The sequence below is a fragment of the Helicobacter sp. MIT 03-1616 genome, assembly GCF_000765685.2.
GTDB lineage: Bacteria > Campylobacterota > Campylobacteria > Campylobacterales > Helicobacteraceae > Helicobacter_C > Helicobacter_C typhlonius.
In genome coordinates this window covers 12,374-26,806 of sequence record NZ_JROY02000014.1, presented here as the reverse complement: position 1 = coordinate 26,806, position 14,433 = coordinate 12,374, and the positions used below count along the sequence as shown (strand labels likewise).

General features: G+C 40.6%; 13 protein-coding genes. 7 read left to right on the top strand and 6 right to left on the bottom strand.

The features are described from left to right. Positions 1 to 2: 2 nt before the first annotated feature. From LS67_RS08650 to LS67_RS08640, 3 genes are read right to left on the bottom strand one after another with little or no spacing between them, the layout of a single operon-like run. Positions 3 to 776 carry a glycosyltransferase gene (locus tag LS67_RS08650; protein ID WP_081953953.1) on the bottom strand — a complete coding sequence of 258 codons (774 nt, stop codon included), beginning with the start codon at positions 774 to 776 and terminating at the stop codon, positions 3 to 5. Continuing rightward, positions 777 to 1,688: a hypothetical protein gene (locus LS67_RS08645; protein ID WP_236096380.1), complete on the bottom strand. Its 912-nt coding sequence runs from the start codon at positions 1,686 to 1,688 to the stop codon at positions 777 to 779. Further along, the gene (locus LS67_RS08640; RefSeq protein WP_138109698.1) at positions 1,627 to 1,878 is read right to left on the bottom strand and encodes a hypothetical protein; all 252 of its coding nucleotides are present in this window, start codon (positions 1,876 to 1,878) and stop codon (positions 1,627 to 1,629) included. Before LS67_RS08640 ends, LS67_RS08645 begins: the two co-directional genes overlap by 62 nt. 144 nt (positions 1,879 to 2,022) lie before the next feature. Between LS67_RS08640 and LS67_RS08635 the strand changes: the two genes are divergently transcribed. Genes LS67_RS08635 through hypE form a run of 7 tightly spaced genes read left to right on the top strand, consistent with a single transcriptional unit; the run spans position 2,023 to position 10,059 of the window. Beyond that, a complete protein-coding gene (locus LS67_RS08635; RefSeq protein ID WP_052099916.1) occupies positions 2,023 to 4,443 on the top strand; it encodes a carbamoyltransferase HypF in 2,421 nt (806 codons plus the stop codon). After that, a complete protein-coding gene (hypB, locus tag LS67_RS08630) occupies positions 4,430 to 5,170 on the top strand; it encodes a hydrogenase nickel incorporation protein HypB (RefSeq protein WP_034328350.1) in 741 nt (246 codons plus the stop codon). Before LS67_RS08635 ends, hypB begins: the two co-directional genes overlap by 14 nt. Before the next feature lie 9 nt (positions 5,171 to 5,179). Continuing rightward, positions 5,180 to 5,440, top strand: a complete 261-nt coding sequence (locus LS67_RS08625) for a HypC/HybG/HupF family hydrogenase formation chaperone (protein ID WP_034328351.1) — start codon at positions 5,180 to 5,182, stop codon at positions 5,438 to 5,440. Positions 5,441 to 5,468: 28 nt separating this feature from the next. Further along, complete coding sequence (locus LS67_RS08620; protein ID WP_064504552.1) at positions 5,469 to 6,233, top strand: glycosyltransferase family 25 protein; 765 nt, start codon at positions 5,469 to 5,471, stop codon at positions 6,231 to 6,233. Then, positions 6,233 to 7,360, top strand: coding sequence for a hydrogenase formation protein HypD (gene hypD / locus LS67_RS08615; RefSeq protein ID WP_034328353.1), 1,128 nt, complete (start codon positions 6,233 to 6,235; stop codon positions 7,358 to 7,360). The genes LS67_RS08620 and hypD overlap by 1 nt, the downstream gene beginning before the upstream one ends. Then, a complete protein-coding gene (locus tag LS67_RS08610) occupies positions 7,360 to 9,048 on the top strand; it encodes an AAA domain-containing protein (RefSeq protein ID WP_138109696.1) in 1,689 nt (562 codons plus the stop codon). Before hypD ends, LS67_RS08610 begins: the two co-directional genes overlap by 1 nt. Next, complete coding sequence (gene hypE / locus LS67_RS08605) at positions 9,049 to 10,059, top strand: hydrogenase expression/formation protein HypE (RefSeq protein ID WP_034327680.1); 1,011 nt, start codon at positions 9,049 to 9,051, stop codon at positions 10,057 to 10,059. 65 nt (positions 10,060 to 10,124) lie between these two features. On the opposite strand, the gene LS67_RS08600 is transcribed toward hypE, so the two are convergent. The 3 genes from LS67_RS08600 to secA all read right to left on the bottom strand — a co-directional run bounded on the left by LS67_RS08600 (position 10,125) and on the right by secA (position 14,329). Next, positions 10,125 to 10,370, bottom strand: coding sequence for an RNA recognition motif domain-containing protein (locus tag LS67_RS08600; protein ID WP_034327678.1), 246 nt, complete (start codon positions 10,368 to 10,370; stop codon positions 10,125 to 10,127). A 96-nt stretch (positions 10,371 to 10,466) separates the two neighbouring features. After that, entirely contained in the window at positions 10,467 to 11,774 is a 1,308-nt protein-coding gene (locus LS67_RS08595; RefSeq protein WP_034327677.1) for an ABC transporter permease, read from the bottom strand. Further along, the gene (gene secA / locus LS67_RS08590; RefSeq protein WP_034327674.1) at positions 11,774 to 14,329 is read right to left on the bottom strand and encodes a preprotein translocase subunit SecA; all 2,556 of its coding nucleotides are present in this window, start codon (positions 14,327 to 14,329) and stop codon (positions 11,774 to 11,776) included. Before secA ends, LS67_RS08595 begins: the two co-directional genes overlap by 1 nt. Positions 14,330 to 14,433: the final 104 nt, after the last annotated feature.

The following is a 14,433-nucleotide window of genomic DNA, read 5'->3' as shown; positions in this document are numbered from 1 at the left end:
ACTTACTCCTTATTTATGCGTAAAAGTTTATATAAACGCCAAATTTCTCTTAAATAAATGCGTGAGAGTGAAAAGATTTTGACTTTAGATTCTGTTACCTCATCTTCCCATTTCACTGCAATTTCAGTGATTGACAAACCTTGATATTGTGCGATGATAAGCATTTGTGCGCAATAAAACCAGCTTTTATCATCACTGCATAAGTCTTTGATTTTTTCAGCAATGGAGGATTGATAAAATTTAAAGCCACACATTGCATCGCTAAATGTTGTTTCTAGAGTAATTTTTAAAATAAAATTTAGCCCCCTTGAGAGTATTTCTCTTCTCAAGCTTCGCCCAATCACTTGAGAATCTCGCAAAAGCCTAGAGCCGACAATAATCTCTACTCCATTGCATAAATTTTCATACACTTCTTTTAAATGATATAAATCTGTTGATAAATCTAAATCCATATAGCCAATAAAAGCACAAGGCTCACTCCTTGTAGCATTGTGATGTATCGCACATCTTAGAGCTAAACCAACGCCTTTTTCCTCTAAGCGCAAATATTCTATGTGAGAAAATACAGGGCTTATCTCGGCGTTAAGATTCTCGCATAATGTCTTTGCGAGTTGTGGTGTAGAATCTGTTGAGCCATTATCTACGATACTTAGGATATGGGGGATTTTTTCCGCTCTTAAAAAACAAATGGCTTTTTGTATGCCATTTTGCAATCGCTTTTCTTCATTTAACACAGGAATGATGATGTTTAAAATTGCATTTTGAGATTCTTTCATTTACAGCACCTTTTGTATGTTTTTTTCTTGAAAATCAAGCACGACAGAGCTTTTTTCATCTATAATTTCATAAGGCATTGCATTTTTAAGCTTTAAAAGTACAATACGCACATATTCGCCAATGATTGAAAGCATTAAAAATAAGCCAATATTCATAGTTACCATATATAGCGAAGTAGAAGCCCAGCCACTTGCAATAGTAGGAGTAAAGAAATAAGCACATAAGATATAAAGTGCATAGAATGCGTTTCCACAAGCAAGGAGCAGACACATACAAGTGCCAAGCCTTAGAAGTTTGTAAGATTCTCCAAAGATAATATCAAGCCCAAGAAAGAGTGAATCTAAAAATTTTCTTTTTGGCGCGTATGATGGCGTATAGGGATATTCATAAATATTGAGCGTTGAATCAAAATGCAATAATCTTAAAAGTTTAATATCGTGGTGATTTGATAAAAGCGTGTGGATAACCTTGCGTGAAATAACACAAAATTCACTATAATCCTCTCTTGCTCCCTCGCCAAAGAGCGCAAGTGTTTTGTAAAAAAGCTTTGAACCTATTTTTTGCATAAGGCTTTGAGGCTTGACTTTTCTTGTGGCAATTACCATATCATAGTGCGTTGAAAGCGTAAGCATAGCAAGGCAGTCATCAATACTATCACTTGATAAATCCATAAAGAGCAAATAATCGCCAATGCAATTTTGCAAAAAAATCTCATATTGCAATGAGCCTAGATTCTCATAACTTCCAACAGGAGAGACAATCTCTAAAATCCGCACATTTGCAACAGAGCTAAGAAGTGCCTCTATACTAGAATTTTTATTTTTTGCGGGATTTTTAGAATCTTCAACCTTATTTAAAATTGCGGTATGTGCTTCGGGGGGGGGGGGTAATAATATTTTCCTTTTTAGCATATTTTTTATTTTTTGGAGATTGTGCTGTGGGCTCAAAATGGGGATTTAATAATAGAATCTCAAAATATGCAAATCTTTGCTTCAAGCGCAGACTTAAAGTTTTAAGCGAATCAATGTTGATATATTGATTTAAAAGTGCTATGGAGATAACGCGATGTTTATCCAGTGTCGGTGCAGGATTCCCTTGCATAAAAGCCTCTCTTGCTAAGAAATAATAGAATCTAAGAGCAGATTTTAATTTGCATTGCGCTTATTGTAGCATAGAATATTGATAAATAAAAGTCCTTGCCAATTTTTAGATGTTTAATTTGAGAAGAGGTGCTATACTTTGTATATGAAAAATACATACGCAATAGAACTTTTTGGCATTATACAAGGCGTGGGTTTTCGCCCATTTGTATATCGCCTCGCGCATACAATGGGATTAAAGGGCTATGTGCAAAACCAATATGATAGGCTTTTTATTTTACTTGAAGTTGGCACAAAAGAGCAGCTAGACGCCTTTGTAGCACATATTCTCTCTTCTCCCCCGCCAAATGCAAGGATTGTGAAGCATATCATCACGCCAATAAGCCAGAAGCAAAGCCTAAGCGATGTTTTTGAGATTAGAGAATCTCACGCCAATAAGACATTTGTGCCTATACTGCTTCCACAAGATATGCGTATTTGTGAATCTTGCCTCGCAGATATACGCACACAGGGGAGATTCTATCGCTATGCTTTCACAACTTGCACAGATTGCGGGGCGCGGTATAGTATCATTAACGCCCTACCTTATGATAGGATTCATACGACTATGCGTGATTTTGCCCTATGCGCGAAATGTGAGGCAGATTATCGCAATTCGCTTAATCGTAGATTCCACGCGCAGCCCATTTCTTGCAACACTTGCGCGATACAACTTATGCTCTTTGATAGCCAAGGTACGCAAATAAGCGCAGATTCTATAAATGATTATGAGATGATTAGGGCGGTGGCAAGTGCGATTAAGGCGGGGAAAATCGTTGCTATAAAGGGTGTTGGCGGGTTTAATCTCATCACGGACGCAAATAATAAAGAGGCGATAGCGACTTTACGCAAAAGGAAAAATCGCCCTCACAAGCCCTTTGCGGTGATGTTTAAGAGCATAAGCGATATTGAATCTTTGAGTGATATTTCAGCCCAAGAGCAAGAATCCCTCCTTTCCCCACAAGCACCTATTGTGCTACTTGAGCGACATTGCCGCGCGGGTGGGGTTATTGATGAAAGAGCCCTAGATATCATCGCGCCACATCTTAAGACTTTGGGGGCGATTTTGCCCTATAATGGCATTATGCACTTGCTTTTTGATGAGTTAGAATCTCCTATTATTTTTACGAGCGCAAATCTCTCCGGTGAGCCAATCATCGCTAAGACAAGAGAGCTTATAGAGAAGCTTTGCAAACGCAATGCCATAGCCGATTTGGTGCTAAGCTACAATCGCGCGATACATAACCCAAGTGATGATAGTATCGTGCGTCTTATGGCGGGAGAGATGAGAATCTTGCGTCTAGCGCGAGGTTATGCCCCGCTTGATTTACTCTACACACATTCTGGCGCACAGGATTTAGAATCGCACGAGGCGGGGGATTCTACAAAATATATGGATTCTAACATTACAGAATCTCACACTTTAGTTGTAGGCGTGGGCGCACAGCAAAAATCAAGCATTTGCTTCCTTAATAGGCATAGAGCGAATATTAGCCCATATATCGGGGATTTGGAGAGTGTAGATTCTATTATGCGCTATGAATCTGTAAGCGCGTTTTTCAACACTTTGTATAAGCAAACGCCTCAAATAGTTGTGTGCGACTTGCACCCGCACTATGTTTCCACGCAAAAGGCACGAAGCCTCAAAGCGAGTTGCTATGCTTTGGCACATCATAAGGCGCATTTTTACGCGATTTTGGGCGAGGCGCGGGCATTAGATAAAAACGCGCTTGGCATTATATGGGACGGCACAGGGCTTGGCGAGGATAGGCGTATTTGGGGTGGCGAGTGCTTCTTGTATGAGGCAGATTCATATGCGGGGAGTATGCGCCGCTTATGGCATTTTGACGAATACGCGCTTTTGGGCGGCGAGGGTGCAATAAAAGACATTGGTAAAATCGCGCTTAGTTTGCTTATACACTATGATTTATTTACATCTCCACAGGCACAGGACATACTGCATAGGCATTTTTCTAGCGAGGAATTAGGGCTTTTGCAGGGCGCGTATAGGAGTAGGACTTATCCGCTTACAAGCTCGGTTGGGAGGATATTTGACGCGGTGGGATTTTTGCTCGGGCTTTTGCAGATTCAAACTTACGAGGGACAGAGTGGCGCATTAATAGAATCTTGCGCGTTAGAGTATGTTAGGGACAAAACAATGCCTAAACCTTATGCCTTTTCCTTAGAAAATGGGTGCGTGTGCTTGAAAGGCATTATAGAATCTATCCTTACAGACAAGGAGGCACGGGAGAAAAAAGCCTGTCGCTTTTTGGAGACATTAGCCCATATTGCGCTTACTCTTGCAAAAGAGGGTATAGAGGAGGCACAAGCACCGCTTCAAGTGTATTTTAGCGGTGGTGTGTTTCAAAATAAGTTTCTTTGTGATAGAATCCACACTTTGTTTAATGCGCATAAAATTCCCTTTTTTATGCACACACAGCTGCCTTGCAATGATAGCAATATAAGTTTTGGACAAGCAGTCTTTGGGACATTAGAATCTAAAAGGAGCAAAAATGCAGGAAAATAGCGCATATGCGCGTGATGAGCGACTACATAATAATCCAAATTTAAATACAAAATCGGTTCAAATCGCGCAAAAGATTCTCTCCAAAAACGATAAAAAAGCCGCAGAATTACGCGCACAATATGCGGATTTGGGCGTGTATGTGATAAATCTAATGAGTTCGCCCGGCAGTGGCAAAACCACACTTTTAGAATCTTTAAGCGCGTTTGGGGATTTTAGATTTGCCGTTTTAGAGGGGGATTTGCAGACTAATCGCGATGCGGCACGACTGCAAGATAAAGGCGTGAGCGCGTATCAAATCACCACCGGCGAAGCGTGTCATTTAGAAGCCTCAATGATAGAATCTGCCCTTTGTGAGCTACAAAAGCAATGCGACATTACGCAAATGGATTATCTCTTTATAGAAAATGTAGGCAATCTCGTGTGTCCGGCGAGTTATGATTTAGGAGCGGCTCTTAATCTCGTGCTACTCTCCACACCTGAAGGCGATGATAAAGTGCTGAAATATCCTACTATGTTTATGTGTGCTGACGCGGTGATTATAAGCAAGGCGGATATAATGGAGCATTTTCAATTTAGCATTGAACGTGTCAAGGCGGATTTAGCGCGTCTTAAGGCAGATATGCCATTATTTTTGACAAGCTCTAAAGATAAGGGCAGTATTGAAGTATTAAGGGATTTTATCGTGCAAAAACGCGCACAAAATTATCAATCACAACATCAATTTTAAGGAGATTCTATGTGTTTGGCTATCCCCTCTAAAGTTATAGAGTTGAAAGAAAATAATATGGCAGTTGTAGATACATTAGGTGTCAAACGCGAGGCAAGCTTGGATTTGCTTGATGAAAAGGCAGATATTGGCGATTGGGTGCTGCTGCATATCGGCTATGCGATGAGCAAGATTGATGAGGAGAGCGCGAGAGAGAGTTTAAAGCTGTATGAGCAGATTCTAGAATCTATGCGTGAGGAAGACGAGGAGATTTTAAACGCAAATGGATAAGGCATTGATAAGAGGCAGAGGGTGCTAGATGAAAATTTTTATTGTGAATCTTAAACGCGCTAAAGAGCGCAAGGAGTTTATGCAAAGGCAGTTTGATAGCGCAAGTGAGGGCGCAAAAAAGGGCTTTGAAGTGATATTTTTTGAAGCCATTGACGCACAAAAAGACGAGCATTTATCTTTTAAACAATACTCTAAAATAAGAAGCCTCCTTTTTCGCGGCAAAGAATTAAGCGCAGGAGAGAGGGCGTGTTTTGCAAGTCATTATAGCCTGTGGCAAAAGTGTGTAGAACTCAATGAACCTATTGTGGTAATAGAAGATGATGTGGAGTTGGAGGAGGAGTTTTTTAGCGAAATTACGCGTGTGGCACAGAGTGAGTATGTATATGTGCGATTGATGTATTCTAAAGCTCATTCGCATTTGATGTTTTTGGGTAAGGAGTTTTATATCACTTTTGAAAATGTTGCGGGGACGCAGGGCTACTATCTCACGCCCACCGCCGCACAAGCTTTTATACAATTAGCACAAAGTTGGTATCGCCCAGTAGATGATTATATGGATATGTTTTATATCCATAATGTGCCTATCGTGTGTATCAAGCCTATATTGCGCGAAGTGGCTATGCCTACCACGATAGGGGAACGTTGGGGTAAAGTGCCATTTCATTTTAAAATCGTGCGGGAATTTTCAAGACTACTTTTTCAACTAAAAAAGAAGATATATTTGCTTTGGCATAAAAAACGGCTGATGTTGCCACAAAATGCCCTAGATTCTCTGGGGGGGGGGGGTATATAATGCTAAAACGCAAAAAAGCATTCAATTTAATTGAAAACTTCCGCGATGAAGAGGTGATTTTAGCCTATGCAAAAGCGATAAAAAATCTTGCCACATCTTTAGAATATCCCTTGCATATTATGGAAGTATGCGGCGGACATACGCATAGCATTATGCGTTATGGGCTAGAGAATGTGTTACCACCAAATATTGACTTTATCCACGGACCGGGCTGTCCTGTGTGCGTAATGCCAAAAAATAGAATCAACCAAGCCTATGAAATTGCAATGCAAAAAGATGTGATTTTGCTTACCCTTGGCGATATGATAAAAGTGCCCGGCAGCAATGGAAGTCTCGCTGATGCAAGGGCGCAGGGAGCTGATGTGCGCTTTCTCTACTCGCCTATGCAGGTGCTTGAGATTGCAAAGGAAAATCCCACAAAGCGTGTGGTGTTTTTTGCTATTGGCTTTGAGACAACTACGCCTATGACTGCCGCACTCATAGAAAGAGTGCTTGACTTGGGGCTTACAAATGTGTTTTTTCATATTAATCACGTGCTTGTGCCGTCGCCTCTTAGGGCGATTTTTGATTCTAAACAATGTGCCGTGAATGCCCTTATCGCGCCTTCGCACGTGAGTGTGATAAGTGGGGCGAAAATCTATGAAGATTTGGTGCGCGATTATCATCTACCCATTGTTGTGAGTGGCTTTGAGCCTGTGGATATAATGGAAAGCATTTATATGCTTACAAATCAAGCCATAAACAAACAAAATGTGCTTGAGATTCAATATAAGCGCGTAGTTACAATGGAGGGGAATCTTAAAGCTCAAGCGATGGTGGAGAAGTATTTTCAAACGAGAGAAAGTTTTAAATGGCGAGGGCTTGGAAATATTGCAAACTCGGCTTTGAGGCTTAGAGATGAGTATGCTGCATTTGATGCGGAGAGAATTTTTAGCGATATTTTAAGTAAAGAGCCAATCCCTGATAATAAAGCCTGTCGTTGCGGCGATATTTTGCGAGGTGTAGCAAAACCCTATGATTGCAAAGTCTTTGGCAAAGCCTGCACGCCAAGCAATCCGCTAGGTAGCTGTATGGTAAGTAGCGAGGGGGCGTGTGCGGCGTATTATAAATATGGTGTAAGGTCATAATGAGCGATATTAAGCACATACTTCTAAACGCTGCGCATATTTATTATGATTATTTGTGTGCGAATGATTTGGGTTTAAGCGAGATTAGCATTAGGCACTATGAATGCACGGATTGTGAGCTTATTTTGACACTTAGGTATAATGTGGGCGATATGGATGTGAAGCTTAGTGCAGCTTTGCTTTTAGAATGCGAACAAAATCTATATATGATAGGCGAAGATAGCGAGATAATGCTTGAATCTTATGATAAAAAGCAAAAAATACTCTATTTGAATCTAAGCGAAAAGATGACAAAGATTCTAAAAAAAGCAGAGAAAGAAAAAAAGCCCTTGAGACTTTTTAGCGATTTGAAGTTTTTAGTAAAAAATATTATTGATTTTTTTGAAACAAATGGGGAGTGCGTGGGCTTACCAAATTCTATCGCAACTTGCCTCACTCCTCATATTGAGCGACTAAGTGAGGAGCAAAATGCAGCTCTTAATCAAGTGCTAAATAGCCCTTTAAGTTATGTGTGGGGACCGCCGGGCACAGGTAAAACTCAAGCAGTGCTTTTTGAAGCACTTTTGCATTATATCAAGCTTGATAAAAAAGTGGCAGTCGTAGCGGTAACAAATAATGCGCTTGAGCAGGTGCTAAAGAGTCTTATTCGGCAGTTTGATGAGCTGGGATTTGAACGCAGTATGATTTTGCGGTTAGGAACGCCCACAATGCAGTATATGAACGACTATCCGCAGACTTGCGACCCCAATATTTTGAAGCAAAATAAGGGCGTGGATTTATTTAATTTTGAAGATTCACTGACAAGCCGCCTTAAAAATGCACTCGTGGTGGGCGTAACGCTCGATGGTTTCATAAAACGATATGGAAGTCTGCCCTTGCAGTTCCATCATATTTTTTTAGATGAATGTGCCTATGCACCGCTCATTAAAACCTGCGCTTTGTGTGTGGATAATACGCCTTTGGCACTCTTTGGCGACCATAAGCAGCTTTTTCCTGTATGCGAAATGCCCCTAAGTGAGATAGCAAAAGAGGAGAACAAAAACGCATCTACTTGGAATCTCTCCGCGCTTTTTTTGGAGAGCTTTTGTAAGGGAGAGCAGCTAGAGCGGCTTATATTGCTTAACGAGCAGGGACACACAATGCCTCCTTTGCAAGATATGGCTTTAAGCACATTGAGTAAAACACATCGCTATGGTAACAATCTCGCGCGTTTGCTTGATAAGCATATTTATCACATAGGGCTTAGGGGGACAGATTCACATATCGAACTTTTTGTGTGCGATAGTGGGAGCAAAAGCGAGGTAGATAAACATATAAGTATGAATGAGGTGCGCTCCTGTGCGCGTCTATGTGCGCAGCTAGGAGAGCGGGAATATGCGGTAATTACACCCTTTGTAAAGCAGAGAAAAGCCCTCTCTCAAATGATTCCACGCGATAGAATCTTCACGATTCACGGCTCACAAGGGCAGGAATTTGATGATGTGATTTTTTCTCCCGTGAGTTTGCATTACTATTTGACAGATTCACGACAAACCCACGCCCTTTACGCGCTCAATGTGGCGATTTCACGCACAAAAAAACGACTTTTTATCGTGTGTGATTATGACTTTTGGAGTAAGCAAAAAAATCAGCTTCTCTACGCACTTTTGCAAGAATGCAAAAATTTTGATGTAGCACAAGGAGGATAAATGAAAAATACGCATATTAGCCTATCTCACGGCAGTGGTGGCGTAGAATCTAATGCGCTTATCGAAGAGGTGATGTATAAGATTCTAGGTGAAATTATCGTGTGTGGCGGAGAGGACGCGGGGATTTTTGGCGGGGGTAAGCAGTATGCTATAAGCACAGATAGCTATGTGGTAAGCCCGATTTTTTTCCCCGGAGGCGATATTGGCAAACTTAGCGTGTGTGGCTCGAGCAATGATGTGGCAATGCGTGGTGCAAAGCCTAGATATTTAAGCTTAGGACTTATTTTAGAAGAGGGATTGAGTGTGGCAGATTTGGAGAAGATTCTCTATTCTATACGCGCAGAAGCGATAAATGGAGGCTTAAAGATTCTATCTGGTGATACAAAGGTTGTGCCAAAGGGTAATGCGGATAGAATCTATATTAACACCACTGCTATTGGGGAAGTGCAGGGCGTGGATTGGCATATAGGACGCATACAAGAGGGTGATGATATTATTGTGAGTGCGCCTGTGGGGACACACGGCGCAGTGATATTTTGTGAGCGCAATGAGATTGCCTTGCAAAGTGATTTGCAAAGCGATTGTGCGCAGCTCTATCCACTTGTGGAGCAGCTTAAAGGTTGCGAGATTCACACAATGCGTGATGCGACACGAGGTGGCTTGGCGGCAGTGCTGAATGAATGGAGCAGGGCGGCTATGGTGGAAATAGAGGTGCAAATAGATACGATTCCAATACTTGAGCAGGTGCGTGGCGTGTGCGAAATACTCGGGTTTGACGCGTTAAGCCTTGCAAATGAGGGTGTGTGCGTAATGGCTGTGCCAAGTAGTGAAAGCAAAAAGGTTTTAGAATCTTTGTATGCACACCCATTGGGTCAAAAAGCCTGTGTAATTGGGAGAGTATCGCGCAAGGTAGAAGATAAGAGACAATCTCGAGTGATGTCGATAAATGCGTGGGGTGGGAAAAGCTATGTGGAGTATCCGCAAGGTGAGCTACTCCCTAGAATCTGCTAGGAAATGAACCCGAACCAATTAAGGGCGGACAAGTGAGATTCTAAAGATAGAATCTGCTAGACCTGCTAGTCGCGTGGTCGTGCTTCATTCACGCGCATATTTCTACCGCGAAAATCCTTTTCATTCAGTGCTTCAATGGCTTTAAGTGCAGCCTCATCTTCCATTTCTACAAATCCAAAACCCTTTGGCTTACCGCTCTCTCTGTCAGTAATAAGCTTTACAGAAGAAACTTCACCGAATTGGGAGAAAAGATCCTGAACCTCATCACGTGTAACTGCATAAACCAAGTTTCCTACATAAAGTGTTTTCAAAGCAACTCCTAAAAAATAACTAACCCCCAACTTTAAGGACGTCCTTGTATGCTACGATTTATTTACTTATAAGTTTCTTAAAAAGATACTATTGCATTATTCATTGCGTAAAACTTGCAAGGTATCTACTAAGGAAGCTTTTCTCGCAGGATAATAAGAGGAAAGGCATACGATAAAAATTGCCCCTATAATTGCAAGCAAGAAGTCAATCAAAGATAAGTCTAGCGGTAACTTAGAGCTACCATATACATCTGCGGGAAGTGAGATAATGGGGAAAGTATCGAGCATATACATTGCCACGCCTGTAAGCACCACGCCAAGCGCTATACCACTTAAACCGATAGTATTTCCCACCCAAAAAAATATACTTTTAATCTCTTGCCTACTTGCTCCAAGCGAGAGGAGCAGAGCAATTTCTTTGCGGCGATTCATTACAACCATAAGTAAAGAGCTAATGATATTAAGAGCAGCCATTACGATGATAAGCATAAGCACAATAAAAAGTGCGCGTTTTTCAAGCTCTAACGCCGAGAAAAAATTGCCATTTTGTTGCCACCAGCCCTCTACCCCCGCACGATTTGGAAACTCGACAAGTAGAAATTGCCTAATTGCATCAATATCCTCCATTGGACTTGGCGTATAAATATGTATGCCATCATATATGCCAGAATCTAGTCGGCGGATTTTTTGCAATGCACTAATATTAGTATAAGTATAAGCCTCATCGTATGCCCTTAGCCCAGATTCAAAAAATCCCGCAATCAAAAAGCGTTTATTGATAGGTGTGTAGCTAAAGCCACTTGGTTCAAGCTGTGTAAAAAATAAATCAATCTTATCGCCAAAGTCTAAGCCAAAATTCTCCTCAAAACCCCTCCCCATAAGAATCGAAAATGTATTTTCTGTGAATCTTGTGATATTTTGCTCTTTTATTCTTTCAATTTCATCTTGTTTCTCTTTTGTGAGGGCTTTTGTTGCAGATTCACTCATATTGCTATATTGAGCAGGTTTAAAGGCATTATTTACGACTTCATTCATTTTAGATTCTGCGTGCATATCCACACCAAAAACCATTGTGGCATTCATTGTGTCGCCTACCTTGCTTACTGCCTGATAGCGTAAATAGGGGCTAAAAAGAAACTGCGGAAAGCGCGTTTTGAGGGCTTGAAGTATCTCATCATCTACGCCTAAATGCGTGGTAGAATACACGCTTAAAGGGTAATTCATCACAAAGAGTTTGCGCTCAAATTCCTTTAACATACCATTCATAATCGCCATTGCCACACACAGCACCATAACGCCAATGCCTACACCAAAAAACGCCAATAAGGCTGTGATAGAAATAAAAGGTTGTGTTTTATCAAAGCGCAAATAACGTGGTAAGAGATAGAAAATAAGGGCTTTCATTATGCTAACAAACCTTTTTTGGGACCGCTTTTGCCGTGGCAGAGTTTGTATTTTTTGCCACTACCACAAGGACAGGGGTCATTGCGCGAAATTTTTGGTTTTGCTACATTTGTAGAATCCGTGCTTATGCGTGAATCTTGCAGATTTTCCTCTAGCTCATCTTGCATATTTTGCAGCATTTGCTCGGTTTCTTCCTCCTCTTTTTCTTTAAGCTGAATGATATGCAACATTTTTGTCGTTTCGATTTTGAGATTCTCTATAAACTCTAGGAAAAGGTTATAACTCTCTTTTTTGTATTCCACAAGCGGATCTTTTTGATTGTAGCCGCGCAATCCTATGCCGGTTTTAAGATTATCCATTGTATAGAGATGCTCACGCCACGAGCTATCAAGCACTTGCAAGTAGATAATGCGCTCAATCTGCGCTCTTTGCTCATTAGGAATCTTAGACATTTTCTCCTCATAGCCTTGCTTCATTTGTGTGATAATTTTTGAAAGTAGTTCATCATAGTCTAAACCCTCGCAATCCCCTATATCCAGTCCTAATTCCTCTTTTGCCTGTGCTTTAAGAGACGAAAGGTTGAAATGCTCACTCTCATCGCCGGGTAGAATCTGCGCCTTGTAGAGTAGCATTTGCGCACTTAGCTCACGATTTGTATCTATGCGTTCAGTGAGGGAGCAATTTTCATCAAGCAATTCGTTACGTAGTTTATATACAGCTTTGCGTTGCTCATTAGCAACATCATCATATTCAAGCAAATGCTTGCGTGATTCAAAATGGAGATTTTCTACCTTTTTTTGTGCACTTTCTACTGAACGCGTAACAAGTCCAGATTCTATATGTTCGCCCTCTTTAAGCCCAAGACGCTCCATAATGCCCTTAATCTTATCACTTCCAAAGATTCTAAGTAGCGAATCTTCAAGGCTCAAATAGAATTGACTAATGCCTGGATCGCCTTGTCGCCCAGCTCTTCCGCGTAATTGGTTATCAATGCGGCGGCTTTCGTGTCGCTCTGTCCCAATAATATATAATCCGCCAAGTTCGCGTATTTCGTCATTGATTTTAATATCTACACCGCGTCCTGCCATATTTGTAGCGATTGTTACTGCGCCTTTTACTCCAGCGTCTTTAATAATTTCGGCTTCTTTAGTGTGCTGTTTGGCATTTAAGACAGTGTGAGGGATTCTATGTTTTTTAAGAAGTTCGTGGAGAATCTCACTTTTTTCAATACTTGCAGTTCCTACAAGGACAGGCTGACCTTTTTTGTAAAGCTCTTGAATCTTGTCAATAACAGCATTAAATTTCTCTTTCTCACTTTTATAAATAAGGTCATTGAGGTCTTTGCGCTGCACAGGGACATTTGTAGGAATACTCACTACTTCAAGGTTGTAAATTTGCAAAAATTCACTTGCTTCTGTTTGCGCTGTGCCCGTCATACCAGAGAGCTTTTCATAAAGACGAAAATAATTTTGGAAAGTAATATCTGCAAGTGTTTGACTTTCCTCTTTAATATCAACCTTTTCTTTTGCCTCAATTGCTTGATGTAATCCCTCACTAAATCGTCTGCCTTCACTTAAACGCCCTGTGAATTCATCAACAATGACTACTTCATCATTTTGCACAACATAGTCTTTATCTTTAATAAAAAGATAATTTGCCTTGAGTGCTTGGTCAAGATGATGAGAGAGTGCAGCATTTTCAATACTATAAAGATTATCTACTTTAAAAAGACTCTCAGCCTTTTTAATGCCTTCTTCATTGAGGAGAATAACGCGATTTTTTTCATCAATGCTAAAATCTTCTTCGTTTTTGAGCTTTTGAGCTACGCTATTGGCGAGCTGGTAGTGTTCAAGTGTGCGATTAACAGGTCCAGAGATGATAAGAGGTGTGCGTGCTTCATCAATAAGGATAGAATCTACCTCATCAATAATCGCAAAATAGTGCTCTCCTTGCACTTTTTGAGAAAGGTCATATTTCATATTGTCTCGCAAATAATCAAAGCCAAATTCATTATTTGTGCCATAAACAATATCACACGCATATGCTTGCAAACGTTCATTATCATCGCGGACTTCACTTGTAATAATACCTACTTCAAAGCCCAGAAAATTATAAAGTGGTTCTAATTCTTTGGCATCTCTATTGGCAAGATAATCATTAACTGTTACAACGTGCACACCCCTGCCACAGAGTGCATTAAGACATACTGCAAGAGTTGCCACAAGCGTTTTACCCTCTCCTGTTTTCATTTCAGCGATACGTCCATCATTAAGTGCCATACCACCGATAAGTTGCACATCAAAATGCCGCATACCTAGCACTCTTTTGCTTGCTTCGCGTGTGATTGCAAAGCTTTTATGCAGAATTGATTGAAGTGAGGTTTCGCCATTTTGGATAAGTTTTCTTAATTGCATAAAAGCCTCTTGCAGTTGTGCATCACTTAGAGTATTGTAAGTAGATTCTAAAGCATTAATGGCTTGGACTTCTTTAAGATAATGTTTAATGAGTTTATTGTTGCGTGAGCCAAGAAATTTTGAAACAAGAGTGTGTAGCATATGTAGCCTTTTAGTTAAGAATTAGGTGCAATTTTAGCACACTTTTATGGAGTTTTGGTAAAATCGCCAACTTTAAACAAGATAAACACTCAAAGGATTCTAAA